Annotated in this window: 17 protein-coding genes and 1 pseudogene; 13 read left to right on the top strand and 5 right to left on the bottom strand. The window is 72.1% G+C overall.

What is annotated here, in order from left to right; translation table 11 throughout:
- Positions 1-5: 5 nt before the first annotated feature.
- On the bottom strand, positions 6-1,433 hold the full coding sequence (locus tag KUM03_RS29670; RefSeq protein WP_217253311.1) for an FAD-dependent oxidoreductase: 1,428 nt from the start codon (positions 1,431-1,433) through the stop codon (positions 6-8).
- Between the two features lie 71 nt (positions 1,434-1,504).
- Between KUM03_RS29670 and KUM03_RS29665 the strand changes: the two genes are divergently transcribed.
- The gene (locus tag KUM03_RS29665; RefSeq protein ID WP_217253308.1) at positions 1,505-2,155 is read left to right on the top strand and encodes a TetR/AcrR family transcriptional regulator; all 651 of its coding nucleotides are present in this window, start codon (positions 1,505-1,507) and stop codon (positions 2,153-2,155) included.
- Here the strand turns inward: KUM03_RS29665 and KUM03_RS29660 are convergent.
- The gene (locus KUM03_RS29660) at positions 2,140-3,144 is read right to left on the bottom strand and encodes a class I SAM-dependent methyltransferase (RefSeq protein WP_217253306.1); all 1,005 of its coding nucleotides are present in this window, start codon (positions 3,142-3,144) and stop codon (positions 2,140-2,142) included. The two genes, KUM03_RS29665 and KUM03_RS29660, sit on opposite strands and share 16 nt — an antisense overlap.
- Positions 3,145-3,321: 177 nt before the next feature.
- On the opposite strand from KUM03_RS29660, the gene KUM03_RS29655 reads away from it, so the two are divergent.
- The 4 genes from KUM03_RS29655 to KUM03_RS29640 all read left to right on the top strand — a co-directional run bounded on the left by KUM03_RS29655 (position 3,322) and on the right by KUM03_RS29640 (position 7,875).
- Positions 3,322-4,551: a trypsin-like serine protease gene (locus KUM03_RS29655; protein WP_254400076.1), complete on the top strand. Its 1,230-nt coding sequence runs from the start codon at positions 3,322-3,324 to the stop codon at positions 4,549-4,551.
- A 344-nt stretch (positions 4,552-4,895) separates the two neighbouring features.
- Positions 4,896-5,384, top strand: coding sequence for an RICIN domain-containing protein (locus tag KUM03_RS29650; protein WP_217253300.1), 489 nt, complete (start codon positions 4,896-4,898; stop codon positions 5,382-5,384).
- Positions 5,385-5,551: 167 nt separating this feature from the next.
- On the top strand, positions 5,552-6,538 hold the full coding sequence (locus tag KUM03_RS29645) for a glycosyltransferase family 2 protein (protein WP_217253297.1): 987 nt from the start codon (positions 5,552-5,554) through the stop codon (positions 6,536-6,538).
- The gene (locus KUM03_RS29640) at positions 6,535-7,875 is read left to right on the top strand and encodes an alpha-2,8-polysialyltransferase family protein (protein WP_217253295.1); all 1,341 of its coding nucleotides are present in this window, start codon (positions 6,535-6,537) and stop codon (positions 7,873-7,875) included. The genes KUM03_RS29645 and KUM03_RS29640 overlap by 4 nt, the downstream gene beginning before the upstream one ends.
- Before the next feature lie 78 nt (positions 7,876-7,953).
- Here KUM03_RS29640 and KUM03_RS29635 read toward each other — a convergent pair whose 3' ends face one another.
- The 3 genes from KUM03_RS29635 to KUM03_RS29625 form a co-directional block, all read right to left on the bottom strand.
- Positions 7,954-9,138 carry an acyltransferase gene (locus tag KUM03_RS29635; RefSeq protein WP_217253292.1) on the bottom strand — a complete coding sequence of 395 codons (1,185 nt, stop codon included), beginning with the start codon at positions 9,136-9,138 and terminating at the stop codon, positions 7,954-7,956.
- Positions 9,139-9,362: 224 nt separating this feature from the next.
- Positions 9,363-10,709: an alpha-2,8-polysialyltransferase family protein gene (locus KUM03_RS29630; protein WP_217253290.1), complete on the bottom strand. Its 1,347-nt coding sequence runs from the start codon at positions 10,707-10,709 to the stop codon at positions 9,363-9,365.
- Positions 10,709-11,689, bottom strand: coding sequence for a glycosyltransferase family 2 protein (locus KUM03_RS29625; protein ID WP_217253288.1), 981 nt, complete (start codon positions 11,687-11,689; stop codon positions 10,709-10,711). Before KUM03_RS29625 ends, KUM03_RS29630 begins: the two co-directional genes overlap by 1 nt.
- Positions 11,690-11,886: 197 nt before the next feature.
- On the opposite strand from KUM03_RS29625, the gene KUM03_RS29620 reads away from it, so the two are divergent.
- The 8 genes and pseudogenes from KUM03_RS29620 to KUM03_RS38640 form a co-directional block, all read left to right on the top strand.
- Entirely contained in the window at positions 11,887-13,227 is a 1,341-nt protein-coding gene (locus tag KUM03_RS29620) for a DUF6716 putative glycosyltransferase (RefSeq protein WP_217253286.1), read from the top strand.
- Between the two features lie 32 nt (positions 13,228-13,259).
- Positions 13,260-14,546 (top strand): N-acylneuraminate cytidylyltransferase, encoded by a 1,287-nt coding sequence (locus KUM03_RS29615; protein ID WP_217253284.1) that lies wholly within the window; start codon positions 13,260-13,262, stop codon positions 14,544-14,546.
- Between the two features lie 14 nt (positions 14,547-14,560).
- Positions 14,561-15,499, top strand: a complete 939-nt coding sequence (locus tag KUM03_RS29610) for an N-acetylneuraminate synthase family protein (protein WP_217253283.1) — start codon at positions 14,561-14,563, stop codon at positions 15,497-15,499.
- 52 nt (positions 15,500-15,551) lie between these two features.
- Positions 15,552-16,619 (top strand): hypothetical protein, encoded by a 1,068-nt coding sequence (locus KUM03_RS29605; RefSeq protein WP_217253280.1) that lies wholly within the window; start codon positions 15,552-15,554, stop codon positions 16,617-16,619.
- Positions 16,620-16,688: 69 nt separating this feature from the next.
- Positions 16,689-17,141 (top strand): hypothetical protein, encoded by a 453-nt coding sequence (locus KUM03_RS29600; protein ID WP_217253279.1) that lies wholly within the window; start codon positions 16,689-16,691, stop codon positions 17,139-17,141.
- A 222-nt stretch (positions 17,142-17,363) separates the two neighbouring features.
- A complete protein-coding gene (locus tag KUM03_RS29595) occupies positions 17,364-18,608 on the top strand; it encodes a M20 family metallopeptidase (protein WP_217253344.1) in 1,245 nt (414 codons plus the stop codon).
- Positions 18,609-18,857: 249 nt separating this feature from the next.
- Complete coding sequence (locus KUM03_RS29590; RefSeq protein WP_217253277.1) at positions 18,858-19,910, top strand: BMP family protein; 1,053 nt, start codon at positions 18,858-18,860, stop codon at positions 19,908-19,910.
- Positions 19,911-20,194: 284 nt separating this feature from the next.
- Positions 20,195-20,409 (top strand): annotated as a pseudogene (locus KUM03_RS38640) (BMP family ABC transporter substrate-binding protein); the annotation flags it as partial.

Here is a 20,409-nt window from a genome sequence, read left to right as displayed (position 1 = left end):
GGACCTCAGCCGCCCAGCCCGAACCGGCGCAGGTAGCCCCCGAGGCCCTCCGGCGTGTCCCCGGCCCACCCCACGTACCCGTCCGGCCGCACCAGGAACACCCCCGCCCCGTACGCCCCGTACGCCGCCCCGCGTACCACCCGCACCGACGCTCCCACCGCACCACCAGGCAGCTCGACACCCAGCGCCAGCAGCGTCCAGTGCGGCCCCCGGAAGGCGTCGAAGAGCCGCACGCCATCGACACTCCCGTCCGGCGCCCGGTCCCCGGCCCGCGCCGCGCCCTCCGCGACCGCCGCCCGTGTGTCCTCCGACAGGGAAGACCCCCGGTACCCCAGCCCCAGCTGCCGCGTCGCCCCACCGCGCCGCACCTCGCCGCGGTGGACGCCGGTCGACAGGTCGAGCATCCGCGCGGCGATCGGGCGCCGTTCCTCCTCGTAGCTGTCCAGGAGCCCGGCCGCAGCCTCGCCCGACAGCACCGCGCCCAGCTTCCAGCCCAGGTTGTAGGCGTCCTGGACGCTGGTGTTCAGGCCCTGTCCGCCCGCCGGTGAGTGCACGTGCGCGGCGTCCCCGGCGAGGAAGACCCGGCCCGCCCGGAAACGGTCGGCGAGGGCCGCGCGCGGCCGGAAGTCGGAGGCCCAGCGCACCTCGGTCACGTCCTCGGGGTCGAGGTGCGAGCGGTCCGCGACGACCTTGCGGACACCGTCCGCGGTGAGGTCGACGCCCGCGCCCTCCGGGAACCGCGCGACCACCTGGAAGTCCTCGGTGCCGGCCAGCGGGCAGACGGCGAGGAAGTGCGGGCTGCCGTCGGCGGGCGGGAAGACGTGCCAGTGGTCGCGGTCCAGCCCGCCGATCCGCACGTCGGCCACCAGCATCGGGCTCGGGTCCACGGTCTCGCCGGTCATGCCGATGCCCAGGGCCCGGCGCACCGCCGACCGGCCGCCGTCGGCGGCGACCAGGTAGCGGGCGCGGACCGCCGCGCCGGAGGCGAGGTGCGCGGTGACGCCGGCCGCGTCCTGCTCGACGCCGGCGACCTCACGGCCGAGGGCGACCGCGCCGCCCAGCTCCTCCAGCCGGTCCCGCAGGATCTCCTGCGTGCGCCACTGCGGCACCATCCACGGCTCGTCGTACGGCGAGTCCTCGCTCGCCTCGGCCGGGTCGAACATCTGGTGCTCGCCGACCCGCTGCCCGTTCTGCCAGACCATGCCGACCGGGTAGGTCCCGCCCGCCGCGTGGATCGCGGCCACGACGCCGAGGTCGTCGAAGACCTCCATCGTGCGGGGCTGCATGCCCTTTCCGCGCGAGCCGGGGAACAGCCCCGCCCCGCGCTCCACGACCAGCGCGTCCACCCCGCGCCGGGCCAGGTCGACACCGAGGGCGAGACCGGTGGGGCCCGCGCCGACGACCAGGACGTCCGTGTCCGTCACCGTCTCCATGCCACGCTCCTTAACGGCGTTAAGTGCTGCTTGGCTCCGAGAATGGACTTAACGCCGTTAAGCTGTCAAGCGTGGGTACGGAACGACGCGCTCCCCTCGACCGCCGACGGGTCGCGGACACGGCGCTGAAACTGCTGAACGAGGTCGGTCTGGACGGCCTGACCCTGCGCGCCATCGCCAGGGAGCTGGACGTCAAGGCACCCGCCTTGTATTGGCACTTCAAGGACAAGCAGGCCCTGCTCGACGAGATGGCCACCGAGATGTTCCGGCGGATGGTCGCCGGCACCGCCCTCGACCCGGCCGACACCTGGCGGGAGCGGCTGCTCAAGGCCAACCGGGGCCTGCGCGCCGCGCTGCTCGGCTACCGCGACGGCGCCAAGGTGTTCAGCGGCTCACGCTTCACCGGCCTGGTGCACGCCGAGCAGATGGAGGACGGCCTGCGCCTGTTCACCGCCGCCGGCCTCACCCTCGCCCAGGCGGTGCGGGCGACCACGACGGCGTACCTGTTCACCCTCGGCTTCGTCACCGAGGAACAGGGCGTGCACCCCCTGCCCGGCGAACGCCGGGAGGGCTACGACCTGGACGAACGCGCCCGCCTGATGGCCGACTACCCCTTGACGGCTCAGGCGGGCGCGGAGATCTTCACCGACTACGACCGGCACTTCGAGGAAGGGCTGGCCCTGGTGATCGCGGGAATCGGGGCGGCCTACGGCCTCGACTGACCCGTTCCGCCCGTGTTCCGGGCCGTGGCACCCGTCTTCGCCCGCTGTGCCGCCCGGTACCGACGCACCGCGCGGGTGACGACCGGCGGCAGCACGTCCAGGGCGAGCCGGCGGGCGCGGTCGCGCGGGGTCCGCGGCCGGGGCGGACGCGTCTGCGCGGGCCGGGCCTGCGCGGGCTTGGCCTCCGCTCGCGGCGTCGGGGCCGAGGGGGCGGGCGCGGGCGCCGGGTGCCGCGAGGACGGCAGCGACGGCGGCTCCATCCGCTTCCCCTTGGCGCGGGCCCGGACCAGCCGGTGCCCCGCGGCCTGCTCCACGGTCACGGTGACGTCGTCGCGCCCGCGCAGGGCGGCCAGCAGCTCCTCCTGGACCGGCTCCGGGTCGCCCCAGGTGCCGTACAGCTTCTGGCTGCTCAGGCAGACGGGGCGCAGCCCGCGGTTGAGCACCGCCTCCCACGCGGCGACCGCGACGCCCGGGGTGTGCTCGCTGCGGAAGTCGTCGAGGACGACGATGCCGTCGGGCAGCAGCAGGTCCCGGGCCGCGCCGATGTCCCCGTGCACGTGCTCGTACAGGTGCGAGGCGTCGATGTGGGCGAAGCGGCAGGTGCCGGGCGCGACCTCGTCGGTGATCGTGGAGCTGACGTCCTGGACGATCGCCGGCAGGGAGTCGTGGAAGGAGAGGTAGTTCCGCTCGAAGGCCTGCCGGGTGAGCGTGGAGTACGACTTCGCCGCCTCCGCCCGGTTGGCCGCGTCCGGCGGCTCGGTCCCGAACAGGTCGCAGACCGTGAGGGTCTCGCCGTCCCGCAGGTGGTGCCCCAGCAGGATCGCGCTCTTGCCCATGTAGGCGCCCAGTTCGAGCAGGTCGCCCTCGGTGCCCCGCTGCTCCTGACGCTCCAGGAACCAGGAGAACAGAACCTGGTCGAGCGGCCAGAACCAGCCGGGTACGTCGTTCAGGTCGCCGGGGTACGTGTGCGTCTCTTGCGCAGTGGCCATGGCCCGAGGATGCCTCCTCGACGCTCACCACGTAAGCGGCACGCGCGATCTCATCGAAGGAACATCACACTAATGACCCAGTGTGACCGGGAGAGTACCTCCTGGTCGCGGTGAAGAGCTTCTCGTGGCCATCTCCGGTACAGGCCGATTTAAGGAATTGGCGATTACATGACGAGCATGACAAAGAATGTGAGACCCGGCGTCTGGTTCGCCGCCGTGCTGGTGGCGGCGGGGACGTTGGCCGCCGCTCCCGCCCGGGCGACCGTGGGAGACCCGGTCGGCGACGGGGAGAAGTCCTACGTCGCGAGGATCGAGATAGGTGACACGGACCGCGCCTGTTCCGGCGCGCTCGTCGAGGCCCGGTGGATCGTCACCGCGGCGAGCTGCTTCGCCGAGGACCCCGCGCAGCCGTCCTCGGTCCCCGCGGGACCGCCGTCCCGGCCGGCCAAGGTCACCGTCGGGCGCACCGACCTGACCACCACGGCCGGTGTGGTCCGCGACATCGTGGAGCTCGTCCCCCGGACCGACCGCGACCTCGTGCTGGCCCGGCTGTCCGCGCCGGCGTACGGCGTCACACCGGTGGCCCTCAGCGCCGAGGCGCCCGTCGGCGGCGAGGAGCTGACCGTCGCCGGTTACGGACGCACCGCGGACGAGTGGGCACCCCTGCGGTCGCACACGGGGACCTTCACCGTCACCGGCACCCGCGGAGCCGAGCTGGACATCGAGGGACAGGAAGGCGCCTCGGTCTGCAAGGGCGACGCGGGCGGCCCGGCGGTCCGTTCCGGCGCCGGCGCCGACGAGCTGGTCGCGATCAGCAGCCGCTCCTGGCAGGGCGGGTGCTTCGGCTCCGAGGAGACCCGTCGCGGTGCCGTCGAGACCCGCCTCGACGACATCACGGACTGGATCGGCGTCCAGGTCGCCCGCTGGTCACTGAAGTCGGAGGCGAACGGCAAGTACGTGAGCACCGTCCTCAGCGCCACCGGCACCCACGAGGGCAAACTGCAGGCGCGCGCCGACACGGTGGCGGGCTGGGAGCAGTTCTCCCTCCACACCCGGGACGGCGGGACCACGGTGGGCCTCCGGTCTGCGGCCAACGGTCTCTTCGTCGCCAGTGAGCTGAACCAGACCGGAGCCTACGAGGGCATGCTGCGCGCCCGCAGCGAGTCCCTCGGCGGCTGGGAGCGGTTCACGCTCGTACCGCAGGGCGGTCAGAAGTACGCTCTGCGGTCGACGGCGAACGACAAGTACGTCGCCACCGAGGCCAATTCCACCGGAGACGACGCCAACCTGCTGCGCGCCCGCTCGGACAGCGTCGCCGGCTGGGAGCGCTTCACGCTCGAGCACGCCGACAACTTCCGCGTCACGGGCATCGCCCCGGCCGGCCCGGCTCCGCTCCCGGTGGGCTGACCGTCGAGCCGATCCGTCGAGCTGAGGATCTCGTCGTTCTGCGCGCGGGCCCGGTGGACGGCTGGTTTCCGCCACCGGGTCACCCGCGTGCGGAACTGCTCGTTGTGATGCGGTTCCCCCGGAATTCCGGGGCCGACAGTGCCCGGACGGCCGACCGGTGACCGGCAGGCCCGACGCAGTTCGCCTGCGAGTACGAGCCCGTTCACCTCACGAAGTCCGAATGGGCGGGCGCGGATCACGTACGCCATGAGCCAGAGTCTTGGTGCCGCCCGCAGAGGACGAACGGACGGAGCGGCCGGACCACGACGAGGCGGCGGCGCCTCGCAGAGGAAGGGATTGTGCACGTGCGCAAGAAGTTCTGGACCGCGGTGGTCACCGGCGCGACGGCGGTGGCGGCCCTGTCGCTGGGTGCGGGTCCCGCGTCCGCGGCGGCCACCGACACCTTCTACATCTGGCAGAACGGCAAGAGCGGGAAGTGCCTCTCCGTCGAGGGCGGCGGCAGCACCGGCAACAACGCCAACGCCGTCATCTGGACCTGCAACGGCGGGGACGAACAGTACTGGGGCTACTACACCACGGGTGAGTTGGTCAACCTCAAGAGCGGCAAGTGCCTGTCGACGGCGAGCGGCGGCGGCACCGCCAACGGCACCGAGGTTGTCCAGTACACCTGCAACGGCGGCTCCGAGCAGGAGTGGTACCGCTCGAGCGCGGGCGAGTGGGTGAACGGCAAGAGCGGGAAGTGCCTCTCCACCGCCGGTGGCGGCGGCACCTCCAACGGCACCAAGGCCATCATCTACAGCTGCAACGGCGGCGCCGAGCAGTACTGGTACTGACCGCGGCCCCGGCGGGGAGGCTCCCGGCCTCCCCGCCGACGGCGGTGACCGAATGGCGCCGTGACGTCATCTCGCGTTCACCTGGCAGTCCCGGTGTATTGGGCAGCCGATTTCGGGAAGCTCCTAGGGTCGGGGGACTGAGCCCGTGAGAGAACCCAGGTGCCCGCGTGACCCGACGCCCCCCGAAACTTTCCGTGATCGTCCCCTGCTTCAACATCGAGGCCTATGTCCCGGAAACCGTGACCAGTCTCCGCAACAATGCCCGGGACGACTTCGAGTTCATTTTCGTCGAGGACCGATCCACGAAGGACGACACCTACGAAGCGCTCCTGGCCCTGACCGGGCCGCTGGAGCACAGCAGGGTGATCCGGCACGAGACCAACGGCGGTCTGGCCACCGCCCGCAACACCGGGATCGACGTGGCCGAGGGCCGCTGGCTCACCTTCCTCGACGGGGACGACTGGCTGGCGCCGGGCCACCTGACGCAGCTGGTGGAGGCGGCAGAACGGCTCGACGTCGACTTCGTGCGGACCGACCACGTGCAGGTCACCGGCCTCGAACGCAGGATCCACCGCGCACCCGAAGGGCGCCGCAACACGCTGCTCGACCCGAGGAGCTCGATCCTCCCCGTCGACGAGACCACCATGGTCGACTACCCGTACGCGTGGGCCGGCGTGTACCACCGGCGCCTCCTGGACCGGGGCATGCTGCGCTTCCACGACGGACTGCGCACCGCCGAGGACCGTCCCTGGATCTGGGAGCTGCACCGCAGGGCCGAGTCCTACGCCGTCGCCAGTCTGCACGGCGTCTTCTACCGGCGGGGCGTGACGACCTCCCTCACCCAGATCGGCGACGTGCGCCAGCTCGACTTCTTCCGTTCCTTCGACCTCGTCCTCGACGAACTCGCGAGCGACCCCGAGGAGGACCGGCTGCGGAAGAAGGCGCTGCGCAACTACTGCGTCGTCATCGCCCACCAGCTGCTCGCCCGGGACAGGTTCGAGCGCAGCGTCCACGCCAGACTGCGGGAGATGGCCGCCGAGGCCCTGGGCAGGATGACCGAGCGGGAACTGGGCGAAGCCCTTGTCGGCATGGGCGAGGAACGCGTGCGCACGCTGCGGCGCATACGCGGCGGGATGAAGGGAGTGGCGGCATGATCCAGCTGTTCTTCTCGGCCACGCAGTACGCGGCCGCGACCGTCACCGCAGCCCTGCGCGCCGGTCAGTTCGGGCCGCGTGCCGCCCACCGCCGCATCCTCGTCGTCAGCAACACCGCTCCGGTGCCCGAGGTCGGCACACCGCTGGACCGGATGGCCGGGTTCGAGAAACTGCGCCCGGAATTCGACGAGGTGCGCTCCTGGAACGAGTTCATCAGTCCCCACCACCCCGCCGGGTGGTCGCCGCGCGCCCAGGACACGCGGCTGTGGGAGAAGGCGGTCCGCCTCGCGTGGGACCTCGGGGACGAGCCGGTGGAGATCGCCTGCGAGTCGATCCAGGCCAACCCCTCGCGGGCGGTCGCCGACATCTTCGCCGACAGCCCCGTCCACGTCTACGCAGACGGTCTGATGAGCTACGGCCCCACCCGCAACCGCATCCCCCTGCCCCTGAGCAGCCGCATCGTGCGGGTGCTCCACCTCGACCTGGTGCCGGGGCTGCGCCCCATGCTCCTGTCCGAGTACGGCGTCGAGCCCGAACCCGTCCCCAACGAGGCGATCACCGCCGTCCTCGCCGAGCTGGGCGAGGACGGAGCGGACATCCTCGCCGAGCGCCTGCCCGCCGACGACCCGCCCACGGCCGTCCTCCTCGGCCAGTACCTGTCGGCCATCGACCTCATCACCCAGGACGAGGAGGAGCACCTCCACCTGCGGATGCTGCGTGCCGCGGCCCGCGCCGGCCACCGGTCCGTCCTGTTCAAGCCGCACCCCAGCGCGCCCGCCGTGTACAACCGGTCCCTGGAGACAGCCGCGGACGAACTCGGTGTGCGGCTGTCCGTCCTCAGCGATCCCGTCCTCGCCGAGACCGTGTTCGCCCGCCTGCGGCCCAAGCTGGTCATCGGCTGCTTCTCGACGGGCCTGATGACCGCCGCGGCGTTCTACGGCATCCCCGTGGCCCGCGTGGGCACCGACCTGCTCCTCGAACGCATCACGCCGTACGAGAACAGCAACCGCGTGCCCCTGACGGTCATCGACGCGGCGCTGCCCGACGCCGAGCGGGACCAGGTCGGTGAACCCCTGGAACTGGCCGGGCTCGCGGACCGGCTCGCGCCCCTGGTGCGAGCCGTGGGCTACTGCATGCAGGCCCGCAAGCACCACCGGCTGCGCGACGAGACGGCCGCCTGGCTCACCGCTCACCTCGCCGAGTATCCGCAGTACTTCAAGAGGCGCCGGCTGACCAGCCTGCGACTGCCCGGGGGCAGCCCGGTACGCGCGCAGGCCCTGCGCCGCAACCCCACGGTACGCCGTGTGGTACGCCGCGTCCGTGCCGCGCGGTCCTGACGGGCGCACCCGGCACGGGCCGGGACGCCACGGTGCGCCGACGATCCACGAGCCCACCGAAGCGTCCCGGCGGCGCGCTCACGTCCTGGTGCGGGCCCCGAGCCGGGCAGCCTGCAGGGTCATCGCCCGCTTGAGCCGCGGACCGAACGGCTTCTCCACGAAGCGGTGCATCAGCCAGGCCACGACCAGCAGACCGGCGACGGACACGGCGAGGGTCGCATACGGGCTCAGGCCGAATTCCCGGTGCAGCACCCGGATGACGAACCAGCCCAAGTGCTCGTGGATCAGGTAGAAGGGGTAAGTCAGCGCTCCCGCCACCGTCAGCCAGCGCCAGTTCGCCCAGCGGGTCCAGCCCAGGGCCACCACCGCGACGGCGGCGAAGGCGAGGAAGACGATCGCCTGGATGACGTACGGGTTGCGGTGGAAGTCACCGCTCATGCCGGGGTGCCACAGCGCGGTTACGGAGTAGCGCTGTCCCATCAGGAAGGACATGCCCACGATCCCCCACAGCAGCAGGTCGCTGCCGAAACGGTGGATCAGGTACAGCGCCAGCCCGCCGATGAAGAACGGGGCGTGGTCGCGCATCACCAGCTCGTCGGTCAGCGGCGTGTCGGCAACCCGGGCGAAGACCCCGGCCAGCGACCACAGGACGCAGAAGATCACCACCCGGCGGTACGTGACGCCCTTCCAGATCACGAACAGCGCGAAGAGCACGTAGAACCGCATCTCGACCCAGAGGGTCCAGCACACGCCGAGCACACGGGGTACGCCCATGGGCTGCTGCAGCATGGTGAAGTTCATCAGGAACTCGTCCGACCGCAGCGGCGCGAAGACCACCGGCAGGGCGAGCGACGCGGCGCCCACCAGGAGCAGCGCCGCCCAGTATGCGGGGTAGAGGCGGGCCACGCGGGACCGGAAGAAGTCACCCAGGCTCCGGCCCCAGCTGCTCATGCAGATGACGAACCCGCTGATGACGAAGAAGAACTGCACGCCCAGACAGCCGTACACGGCGGCCTGCGACAGGGTCGGGAACATCTGCCCCGGGGACTGGCTCCACGACTCGGCGACCTCGCCGTTCTTGCCCGCGAAGTGGTACAGGCACACCATGAGCGCGGCCAGCAGCCGCAGGCCGTCCAGCGCCCTCAGACGGTCTCCGCCCGGTCGCCGGCGGGGCGGGCCCGGGGCTTCGTCCGTGTTCCGTATCAGTGGGGTGGTCGTCGGCGCGGGGCTCCTTGGAGCCGTGGCCTGGTCGGCCGCTTTCATCTGAGGCCTTTCTCAACCGGAGGAACCGGCGAAACCGGAGGGAGGCGTGCTCCCGGAGTCAACGGACGGGACGCTATGAATCCCCGGCGGACGGCAGGGGATTCGGTGGCGACACGGGGCGGTCGCGCAGATGGCGCCCGGGTGAATGTCGAGGTCGGGGCCCGGCACGCGGCACGGACCCCGACGTCTGGCACGGCCCGACCGGCACGATTCCACCGGCCGGGTCAGCGCCGCGCCAACGCGCGGGCCCGGCGGGCGACGCGCCGGACGGCCGGGTTGCGCGGCAGGAAGGCGAGCCGCGTCGGTACACCGCCCGGCAGTCCCAGCGCGGTCAGACGGCGGCGCTTGAAATAGCGCCAGGTGTGCGAGTCGAGGCGGTGAGCGAGGTACTCCTCGGCCGCCGGCCGCAGGCCCGGGACGACCCTGGGCCGCATGGCGAACGCCACGGCCTTGAGGAGGGCGCCCAGCTCGGCCACCCGTTCGTCCGGGGGCGTGACCGGTCCCCCGGTCACCGCGGACCGGTCAGCCACGTCGGGCAACAGCGCGTCCACGACGGTCACCGGGACCCGGAGCGCGTTCTCGTAGGGGGTCAGCCGGGCGAGGACGGTGCCGGTGCCGACCCGGGCCGCCGGCACCCGGTACAGGGTCGCGGCGGTCAGCAGCCCGGTCGGGACGCAGCCCACGGCGAGCGCGGGCCGCAGCCACTGGACGGCGACCTCGTCCGGCACGCCCGGGTCCAGCACGGTGAGGCACACCCCGAGGCGCGAGGCCTCCGCCTCCAGGGCCGGCCACCGGTGTGCGTGCGCCGCCGGGTGCGGTTTGAACACGACGTGCCGGTGACCCAGCCCGGCCGCCCCGCGCACCATGCCCACGTGCAGCTCCGTCTCCTCGGCCGCGGTGAGGACGTCCAGCGCCGCCAGGCACTGCCCGAACAGCAGGGCCGGTGGCTCCCCGGGCGGGGCCGTTGGCTCCCCGTCGTCCTCGGCGAGTTCACCGAGCGCCTTCGCGACCGCTTCGGACGGTATCCGCTGCGGCGGCACCCCGTACTCGGTCAGCAGCAAGGGGGCGAGCCCCGGAACCAGGTCCGTGTACAGCAGCCGGTCGATGCGGGTGCCGATCAGGGGAGGGACCTTGTCGGGCGTGGGGCCGTAGGTCATGAGGCCGTCCGAGTACACGTCCACAGGGGCGCCGGGGAACAACTGGCACAGCGCCAGTGACGGATTCGTGTGCACGGACTCGACGACCAGCCGTACCTCGTCGTCGGCGAGGTCCCACAGGCGCCGCACGTACCGCTCCCACAGGGGGACGTCGTCGGCCCGGGGGCTCCAGCCGCCGGGGTGGAAGGGCGCGATGGTCTCGTTCCAGGACAGCACCTCGTCGAAGCGTTCGCCGATACGCGAGAAGCCCGGCACCGTGTCGACGGCAGGGGTGGTCTCCGGGTTGACCGCGTCGTTCGCGACCAGTAGCAGGCGCCGGTCGGCGGGTTCGAAGAGGCCGGCGTCCAGGGCGGCGGCGAGCGTGGCGGCGCCGCGCGGGGACGACGCGCAGAAGATCCGGGTCGTACGGCGCATCAGGCGGCCACCGTCCGCAGCGGCGCGGGCCGTCGGCGCAGCCTGCGCAACCGGTTCGCCCGCCGCGCGTCCATCGAGTCCAGCACGTCCGTCAGGACCGACTGGGGCAGGCGTCTGAGGGCGGCGGCCGTCATGGAGCGCAGTTTCCGGGCCACGGCGGGTTCGAACCTTTCGACGGAACCGAGATGGTGCGCCATGACGGCGCAGTACGTACGCACGGCCTTGGGCAGCAGCTCCCCGGCGTCCGGGTCACCGGCCGTCTCCTCGATCACCTGGTCGAAGGCCCTGATGAAGTCGAGCTGTCGCACGTCACCGATCTGGGTGAGTGAGGAGGCGACCCCGCGCCGGTAGTGGACCCCCAGCAGTCCCACCACCGCGAAGGACTCCGCCTCGCGGTGGAGCCGCCAGATCCAGGGCCGGTCCTCGGCCGTGCGCAGTCCGTCGGTGAAGTGCAGCAGTCCCCGGTCCACGAGCCGCCGGTGATACACCCCCGCCCACGCGTACGGGTAGTCCACGGACGTGCTCCGGTCCGCCGGCAGGATCGCGTCCCGGGGCCGCAGCACCACTCCGCGACGGCCCACGGGTACGCGCTGGATGCTGCGGGCCCGCCCGGTGCACTGCACGTGGTCCGTGCGCACGAAGTCGCACCTCAGCTCCTCGACGGCGGCGACGAGTTGCGGGTAGTAGTCGGGGGCCAGCCAGTCGTCGCCGTCCAGGAACGTCAGGTACTCGCCGCGTGCCGCGTCGATACCGGTGTTGCGGGCGGTCGCCAGCCCCCCGTTCCGCTCGTGCCGCACGTACACGGCGCCCGGCAGCTCGTGCGCCGCACGCTCGACGATCTCCGGCGTTTCGTCCTGCGAACAGTCGTCCACGAGAATGAACTCGACGTCCGTTCCGGCGTTCGCGCGCAGGCTCTTCAGGGTGTCTGTCGCATATCGCTGCACGTTGTAGAACGGCACGATGACGGAGAGCTTTGTCACCCCTACACGCTAGAAGGCGGTCCGGCCCGGACTTCGACCTTCGACTTTACTTCGGGTGAACCGCGTGTGGCGAATCAGTGAATCGGCGGGTATTCCGGCCCGGTCCGGGACCGATTCTCCATTCGGCGATGTGCTGTTCACCATTTGTTGGATTCCGGTTGGGCGGTTCCTCGAAATGGCTTCCTAGCGTCTACGGCGTGCCAGCAAGTGCAACGAAGGCCCTGAGAGTGGCCGTCCTGGCGGACTCCGACACCCGGTGGAAATGGGGCGCGCTCACCGCGAACCGAATGACACCGGACGACACGGAAATCCGCCTGGACGGATACCTGCTGCGCGGCCGAGCCACCCCCACGCCCCGCCAGCTGAGCGAAGTCGGCGTCACCGCGGACTCGCTCCGCGAGGTGACCGCCGTCGAGTTCCTGCGCGCCATGGACCACGCGACCGGCGAGGACTCCTACGACGTCCTCGTCCTCGCCCTGGTCGGCGGCGGCGTCCAGGCGATGCTGCACGGCCTGGGACGGGTCTGGCAGGACCGCGCCCAGCGGCCCGTGGTCGTCACCGGCTACGTCGGCGTCGTCTACGAGAAGCTCGCCGACGGCCTGCTGCTGCGCCACGGCGCCGACGTCGTCCTCGCCAACTCCCGCCAGGACGCGGACCGTTTCCGCGCCGTGTACGAGGGGGTCGGCGCCGACGCCGCCGCGGTGACCGAGGTCGCCCTGCCCTTCCTGGGCGGAGCCGCCTACCCCGGCGAGCCCGCGGCCGGCGAACGCCCCTACACGGTCGTCTTCGCCGCCCAGCCCTCCGTGCCGGACAACCGCAAGGACCGTACGTACCTCCTCGAACGGCTCATCCGGCACGCCCGCCGGCACCCCGAGCGGGAAGTCGTGCTCAAGCTGCGTTCCAAGCCCGGCGAGCACACCACGCACATCGAGGAGCTGCCGTACCAGAAGCTGGTGCAGCGGGTCGACCCACCGCCCAACTTCCGCCTGATGTACGGCCACATGGGCGAGGTCCTGGACCGCACCGACCTGCTGGTCACCATCAGCTCCACGGCAGCCCTGGAGTCCCTGCACCGCCGCATCCCCACGGTCGTCCTGACCGACCTCGGTGTGCGCGAGGCGCTCGGCAACCACCACTTCGTCGGCTCCGGGTGCCTCGCCTCCTGGGACCAGCTCGACGAGGGGCACCGCCCGGTGCCCGACGCGCAGTGGGTCGCCCGGCAGGGCGTGGCGGCCGACGGCGGCGCCTACGAGACCGCCTTCGACCATGCCAGGGAGCGCATCGCCGCCCTGCGCGGCCGGCCCGGCGGCCTGCCCCCGCTCGCCCCGTACTACACGACCGTCACCGCCCCCGGTTACCTCCCCGGCATCCTCGCCCGCCACCACCTCGCCCCCGACGGCACCCCGCTGCCGGGCGCCCCCGCCGCCGACAAGGCACCCGGCCCGGTCCGCCAGGTCGTCCGCCGCGCCGCCCGCGGCGCCTACCGCCACGGCGTCCAGCGCGTGGCCCCGGTCATCCGGCGGATGGGGGAGCTGTGAACGCCCCGAACCGTCTCCAAGGAGTTCCGTCCATGTCCCAACCGGAAGCGGGCCGAGGCGCTTCGATGCGCCGCGTGCTCGCGGTGATTCCCGCGCGCGGCGGCTCCAAGGGCGTGCCCGCGAAGAACCTCGCCCCCGTCGGCGGCGTCCCCCTGGTGGCCCGCGCGGTGCGCGAGTGCCGGGCCGCCCGTCTCGTGACGGACGTCGTGGTCTCCACCGACGACCAGGCCATCGCCGCCGCGGCCCGCGAGGCCGGCGCCGAGGTCGTGCTGCGGCCCGCCGCCATCGCCGGGGACACGGCCACCTCCGAGGCCGCGGTACTGCACGCCATGGACGCCCACGAGGCACTGCACGGCGCCGCCGTCGACGTGGTGCTGCTCGTGCAGTGCACCAGCCCCTTCATCGTCCGCGAGGACATCGACGGGGTGGCCGGCGCGGTCGCCGAGAACGGCGCCGACACCGCGGTGACCGTCGCCCCGTTCCACGGCTTCGTGTGGCGCGACGGCGCCGACGAGGAGGGCCCGGAGGAGGGCGGCCACGGCGTCAACCACGACAAGTCGTACCGCCCCCGCCGCCAGGACCGCCCCCAGGACCTGCTGGAGACCGGCGCCGCCTACGCCATGGCCGCTCCCGGCTTCCGCGAGCACCGGCACCGCTTCTTCGGCCGCACCGAACTGGTCCGCACCGACCCGGCCCGCGTCCTGGAGATCGACGACCCGCACGACCTGGCCCGCGCCCGTGCGCTCGCGCCCCTCTTCGACGCCGCCCGGCCCGGCGCCCTTCCGACCGCCGACGACATCGACGCGGTCGTCCTCGACTTCGACGGCACCCAGACCGACGACCGGGTGCTGATCGACTCCGACGGACGGGAGTTCGTCTCCGTGCACCGCGGCGACGGACTCGGCATCGCCGCCCTGCGCCGCAGCGGCCTGACGATGCTCATCCTGTCCACGGAAGTGAACCCGGTCGTCGCCGCCCGCGCACGCAAGCTCAAGCTCCCCGTGCTGCACGGCATCGACCGCAAGGACCTCGCCCTCAAGCAGTGGTGCGAGGAGCAGGGCATCGCGCCCGAACGCGTGCTCTACGTCGGCAACGACGTCAACGACCTCCCGTGCTTCGCCCTCGTCGGCTGGCCCGTGGCGGTCGCCAGCGCCCACGACGCCGTACGCGGCGCGGCCCGCGCGGTCACCACCGTCCCCGGCGGTGACGGCGCCATCCGGGAGATCGCGAGCTGGATCCTCGGCCCCTCACTCGACGTACCCGACTTCCCCGACGTACCCGACTCCCTCGAATCCCCCACGATCACCCAGTCCAAGTAAGGAAACCCCCAGCCATGAGCACCAACTCCCGCATCCGCACCTTCGGCACGCGCGAGGCCGGCCCCGGCCGCCCCGTCTACATCACCGGCGAGATCGGCATCAACCACAACGGTGAGCTGGAGAACGCGTTCAAGCTCATCGACGCCGCCGCCGAGGCCGGCTGCGACGCCGTCAAGTTCCAGAAGCGCACGCCCGAGATCTGCACCCCCCGCGACCAGTGGGACATCGAGCGCGACACGCCCTGGGGCCGGATGACGTACATCGACTACCGCCACCGCGTGGAGTTCGGCGAGGACGAGTACCGCCAGATCGACGACTACTGCAAGACCAAGAACATCGACTGGTTCGCCTCCCCGTGGGACACCGAGGCCGTCGCCTTCCTGGAGAAGTTCGACGTCCCCGCCCACAAGGTGGCCTCCGCCTCCCTCACCGACGACGAGCTGCTGCGCGCCCTGCGCGCGACGGGCCGCACGGTCATCCTCTCGACCGGTATGTCCACCCCGAAGCAGATCCGCCACGCGGTCGAGGTCCTCGGCTCCGACAACATCCTCATGTGCCACGCCACGTCGACGTACCCGGCGCAGGCCGAGGAGCTGAACCTCCGCGTCATCAACACCCTCCAGCAGGAGTACCCGAACGTCCCGATCGGCTACTCCGGCCACGAGACCGGCCTGCAGACCACCCTGGCCGCCGTCGCCCTCGGCGCCACCTTCGTCGAGCGCCACATCACCCTCGACCGCGCCATGTGGGGCTCCGACCAGGCCGCCTCCGTCGAGCCGCAGGGCCTGACCCGCCTGGTCCGCGACATCCGCACCATCGAGGCCTCCCTCGGCGACGGCGTCAAGAAGGTCTACGACTCCGAGCTCGGCCCGATGAAGAAGCTGCGCCGCGTCCCCGGCGTCGTCGCCGAGGCGGAGATCGCCGACGCCGCGGGCGAGCCGGTCACCGTCTGACCACCCGGCCCGACACCCCACCACGCCCTCACCACGGGACGGTCCCACACCGATGAGCCCCCGCGCCGGGAACGCCGGCCCCCGCACTCTCGCCTTCGTCGAGAGCCCGGTACAACTGCTGAACGTGCTGGAGTGGGCGCACACCCGCGCACCCGGCGCGGAGCTCACCCTCGTGGTCCTGTCCCCGGTCGATCCGATGACCCGGGGCCAGCTGCGCCGCATGGCGGAACTGGCCCGGCAGGAAGGGCACGAGATCCGCTGGGAGGAGGCCCGCGGCGGCGCCACGGCCCCCTTCCGCACGGTGGGCGGCCTGGCCGGCGCGCTGCGCCAGGCCGAACGGATCGTCATGGGCGACCCGTTCTCCCGCTACGTACAACTGCTCCTGACCATCACCCGCGCCCACGACCTCGTCGTCGTCGACGACGGCACGGCCACGATGGAGTTCGTCACCCAGCTGGCGCACGGCGAGCGCCTGGTCCGCTGGCACCGCAAGGGCAGCCGCCCCGGCCCCCGCGACCTCCTCTTCGCCCCCGTCTCCCGCTCCGCCCGCCACCGCCTGACCCCGACACCCGACCGCCAGGTCACCGTCTTCTCCTCCATGCCGATCGAGGACATACCCGACGGCGTCACCGTCACCGCGAACGGCTTCGCCTGGACCCGCGCCCGCTTCGGCCCGCCCCGCGTCACCAAGGGCGCCGACATGGTCGGCACGTCACTGGTGGAGACCGGAGTGGTCGACGCCGACCGCTACCTGGACGCCGTACGCGGCCTGGCGAGGACCCACGGCGCGGCCCGCTACTTCGCCCACCGCCGCGAGAGCACGGAGAAGCTCCACCGGCTGGCCGTGGAGACCGGCCTGGAGATCGTCCGCCCCGACCTCCCCCTGGAGCTGATCGCCCGCCGCGGCCCGATCGGCCGCACCATCCTCAGCTTCCCCTCCACGGTCGTGCACACCCTGCCCCTCGCCCTGGCCGGCACCGAGGTCCGCGTCGCCGTCTGCGACATCGACCCCGCCTGGCTCACCCAGCACGCGTCCCCCCGGGCCCGGGGGTTCCTGAACGGCGTGACGGGCTCGGCCCGGGGTGCGCACCGGCTGTCGGCGGTGGCGGGCGCCGGGTAGCCGTTCGGCGGGGCCGATCAAGGAACCGGGGGACGGTCGCGCGCGGTCCAGGCCGGTATGGCGGATTCCATGTTCCTGTGGCTCATCCTCGCCCTCGCGGCGCCGGTGACCCCGTTCGCCGTCGTGGGTGCCGCAGTGGTGCTCGCCTGGCGGCTCCGGGCCGGGCTGCGGCGCGAGGGATGGCACCGTCCGAGCGGGACGACGTGTGCCCAGCTGGCGTTCCTCGGGGGAGCGGCCGCACTCGGCGCGTACGGGCACGGAGCGGCCCGGGGCTACTACATCCTGGACCCCGACCAGCTGTGCGCGTCGTACGGCGTCCAGGGCGAGGACATCGTGACCCGGCTGACGCTCACGGTCAGCGTACGGTGCGTCACGGGGGACGGCGCGGGCACCGAGGTCGTGCCGGGCTGGGTGAATCCGGTGGTCCTCGCGGGACTGACGCTCCTCGTGCTCGCCGTCGCGGAGGCGATCCACGGTGCGGTGCGCCGGTGGCGGGCGGCCGGCTCCTCCTCCGGCCGGTGACCGCCGGGCGTGGGGCGGACGTGGCGTGGTATGCGTGAATACAGCAAGGAAAGGCGGAGAACGGACATCGTCGCGACGCGGGAAAGGCGGCGATTTTACCCACCTCCGGCGACACCCATGCGCCGTGCGGCCAACTTTTCTTCCCCTAACGGGCTGAACTTTTGTTGATCGCGGGACAGTTGACCGCCCCGGCGTCCTACCCTTCAGAGGGTGAAGCAACTGATGTCCCTGTCCCGAGAGACCGAGGCCGACCCGTCCGGGGAAGCGGTGCTTCCCGGCACCCTGCCGGAGGCGCTCCGCGCCGAGCTCGTCGCCTTCCGCCGCGACCTGCACATGCACCCCGAGCTGGGCAACCAGGAGTTCCGCACCACCGCCGCGATCAAGGAACGGCTCGAACGGGCCGGCCTCAAGCCGCGGGTGCTCCCCGTCGGGACCGGGCTCGTCTGCGACATCGGCACCAACACCGACTCGGGGCAGTGGGCCGGCGGCCCCCGCATGCTCGCCCTGCGGGCCGACATCGACGCGCTGCCCATCCCGGACACCAAGAGCGAGTGCGCATACCACTCGCGCGTCCCCGACCGCGCCCACGCCTGCGGACACGACGTGCACACCACCGTCGTCCTCGGCACCGGACTGGTGCTGGCCGCCCTGCACGAGCAGGGCCTGCTGCCCCGGCCCGTGCGGCTGGTCTTCCAGCCGGCCGAGGAGGTGCTGCCCGGCGGCGCCGCCGACGCCATCGAGGGCGGCGCGCTGGACGGGGTGCGCCGCATCCTGGCCGTGCACTGCGACCCCCGGGTGGACGCCGGGCGGATCGGCCTCAGGGTCGGCCCCATCACCTCCGCCTGCGACCGGCTGGAGATCTCCCTCGACGGCCCCGGCGGCCACACCGCCCGCCCGCACCTCACCACCGACCTGGTCACCGCCGCCGCCCGCGTCGTCACCGACGTGCCCCCGCTCGTCGCCCGGCGCGTGGACAGCCGCAGCGGCCTCGCCCTGACCTGGGGACGGATCGAGTCCGGGCACGCGCCGAACGTCATCCCGCAGCACGCCGAACTCGCCGGCACCGTGCGCTGCCTCGACCTCGACGCCTGGCGGCAGGCCCCCGACCTGGTGGTCGGCGCCATCGACGAGATCGCCAACCTCTACCGCGCCAAGTCCGAGATCACCTACGTCCGCGGCGTACCCCCGGTCGTCAACGAGGTCACCAGCACCGAACTGCTCCAGGCCGCCATGGTCGCCCGGCGCGGCACGGACTCCGTCGAGACCACCGAGCAGAGCCTCGGCGGCGAGGACTTCTCCTGGTACCTGGAGCACGTGCCCGGCGCCATGGCCCGCCTCGGCGTCCGCCCGCCCGGCGAACGCGTGATCCGCGACCTCCACCAGGGCGACTTCGACGTGGACGAGGCGGCCATCACCGTCGGCGTGGAGATGTTCACCGCGGCGGCGCTGATCGACGCCGTGCAGTGACCTCGTAGCCGCACACCCGTCCGCCGGGGTTGCGGCCCCGGCGGGCCGGGGGCAGCCTGATGCACAAGCGCACGAGGTCGCGCCGCACGCCCGTGGCACGCGCGAAGCACACCCACGGCACGCCCCTGGCACTCCGCGGCACGAATGGATAACGGCGCCGCGGAACCCCGTTCCCAGGAGTTTCTACGCGCGTTAATCTGCGCCGAACCGAGCACCCGCTGCGGGGCTTTGGAGAATGGGGAACTTCAGATGCGTCGGACATCGAGACTGACCCGCGCCGCGGTGGGGGTCGCATCGCTCGCACTCGCCGCCACGGCCTGCGGCGGCACCAGCGGCGAAAGCAACAGCGGTGACGAGGGCGGCAAGGACGACAAGGGCCTCGCCATCGCGTACGACATCGGCGGCGAGGGCGACCAGTCCTTCAACGACGCCGCCCACGCGGGCCTGCTGAGGGCGGAGAAGGAGTTCGACTACAAGACCGCCGCCATCGAGCCCACCGACGGCGAGACCAACGCCGACAAGGAGCAGCGGCTGTCCTCGCTGGCCAAGCAGGGCTACAACCCGGTCATCGGCGTCGGCTTCGCCTACGCACCGGCGATGAAGACGGTCGCCGAGAAGTACCCGGACACCACCTTCGGCATCGTGGACTCCGTGGTCGAGGGCAAGAACGTCGCCTCCCTCGTCTTCGCCGAGAACGAGGCCTCCTACCTCGCGGGCGTCGCCGCGGCCAAGGCCACCAAGACCAACGTCGTCGGGTTCGTCGGCGGTGTCGACGTCCCGCTGATCCACAAGTTCGAGGCCGGCTACGAGCAGGGCGTCAAGGACACCAACCCCAAGGTCAAGGTCATCTCGCAGTACCTGACGCAGACCGCGGAGGAGGGCGGCTTCTCCAGCCCCGACAAGGGCGAGACCGCCGCCGAGGGCCAGATCGAGAAGAAGGCCGACGTCGTCTACCAGGCCGCCGGTCTCTCCGGGCAGGGTGTGATCGAGGCCGCCGCGAAGGCGAAGGTCTGGGCGATCGGCGTCGACTCCGACCAGTACAAGCAGGAAGCCCTCGCGGCGTACAAGGACTACATCCTGACCTCCGCCCTCAAGGACATCGACGGTGCCGTGTTCGCGCTGGCCAAGTCGGTCGAGGACGGCAAGCCGCTGACCGGCGTCCAGACCTTCGACCTGAAGTCGAACGGAGTGGGCCTGTCCGACGCCAATCCGAAGTACGCCGAGGTCCCGGGCCTGACGGAGGCCGTGGCCAAGGCCAAGGAAGGCATCATCTCCGGCTCCATCAAGGTGAAGACGGAGTAGCCCCGCGCGGCAGCGCACAGCATCACACGAAGCGGGCGGGCGCCCCGGGCGCCCGCCCGCTCCGGCATGCCGCGACCGGCCGTCCGGGCCGCCCCGGCGTCACTCTCCGCCGTCCCCCGTTTGCGTCCGGCAAGCCCCGCACGCCCGCCCCGGCCCCCTTGCTCACGGGCGGATAACAAGAAGGACAGAAGGGGTTTTCAGGCAGGTCTACGCGCGTTAATCTGCGGCGAAGCCAGCGCCGTACCCGAACCGTCCCCGGCGCTTGTACGACAGGAGCACCAGACATGCGCCGGATTTCCCGGATCACGGTCGCAGGCGCAGCGACCGCTTCCCTGGCCCTCGCCCTGACCGCCTGCGGCGGCACCTCGACCTCCTCCGGGTCGTCGGAGTCCAAGGGCGACAAGGGTCTCGCCATCGCCTACGACGTCGGCGGCGAGGGCGACCAGTCCTTCAACGACGCCGCCCACGCGGGCCTCAAGAAGGCGGAGAAGGAGTTCGG

The sequence above is a fragment of the Streptomyces sp. AC602_WCS936 genome (assembly GCF_019049125.1).
In the GTDB taxonomy this organism is placed as follows: Bacteria; Actinomycetota; Actinomycetes; order Streptomycetales; family Streptomycetaceae; genus Streptomyces.
This window is presented reverse-complemented; position numbering and strand designations above follow the sequence as displayed.

Coding starts and splice junctions, on each gene's coding strand:
- KUM03_RS29670 (WP_217253311.1), bottom strand. CDS start 1,433: ATGGAGACGGTGACGGACACGGACGTCCTGGTCGTCGGCGCGGGCCCC.
- KUM03_RS29660 (WP_217253306.1), bottom strand. CDS start 3,144: ATGGCCACTGCGCAAGAGACGCACACGTACCCCGGCGACCTGAACGAC.
- KUM03_RS29655 (WP_254400076.1), top strand. CDS start 3,322: ATGACAAAGAATGTGAGACCCGGCGTCTGGTTCGCCGCCGTGCTGGTG.
- KUM03_RS29640 (WP_217253295.1), top strand. CDS start 6,535: ATGATCCAGCTGTTCTTCTCGGCCACGCAGTACGCGGCCGCGACCGTC.
- KUM03_RS29635 (WP_217253292.1), bottom strand. CDS start 9,138: ATGAAAGCGGCCGACCAGGCCACGGCTCCAAGGAGCCCCGCGCCGACG.
- KUM03_RS29630 (WP_217253290.1), bottom strand. CDS start 10,709: ATGCGCCGTACGACCCGGATCTTCTGCGCGTCGTCCCCGCGCGGCGCC.
- KUM03_RS29615 (WP_217253284.1), top strand. CDS start 13,260: ATGTCCCAACCGGAAGCGGGCCGAGGCGCTTCGATGCGCCGCGTGCTC.
- KUM03_RS29610 (WP_217253283.1), top strand. CDS start 14,561: ATGAGCACCAACTCCCGCATCCGCACCTTCGGCACGCGCGAGGCCGGC.
- KUM03_RS29605 (WP_217253280.1), top strand. CDS start 15,552: ATGAGCCCCCGCGCCGGGAACGCCGGCCCCCGCACTCTCGCCTTCGTC.
- KUM03_RS29600 (WP_217253279.1), top strand. CDS start 16,689: ATGTTCCTGTGGCTCATCCTCGCCCTCGCGGCGCCGGTGACCCCGTTC.
- KUM03_RS29595 (WP_217253344.1), top strand. CDS start 17,364: ATGTCCCTGTCCCGAGAGACCGAGGCCGACCCGTCCGGGGAAGCGGTG.
- KUM03_RS29590 (WP_217253277.1), top strand. CDS start 18,858: ATGCGTCGGACATCGAGACTGACCCGCGCCGCGGTGGGGGTCGCATCG.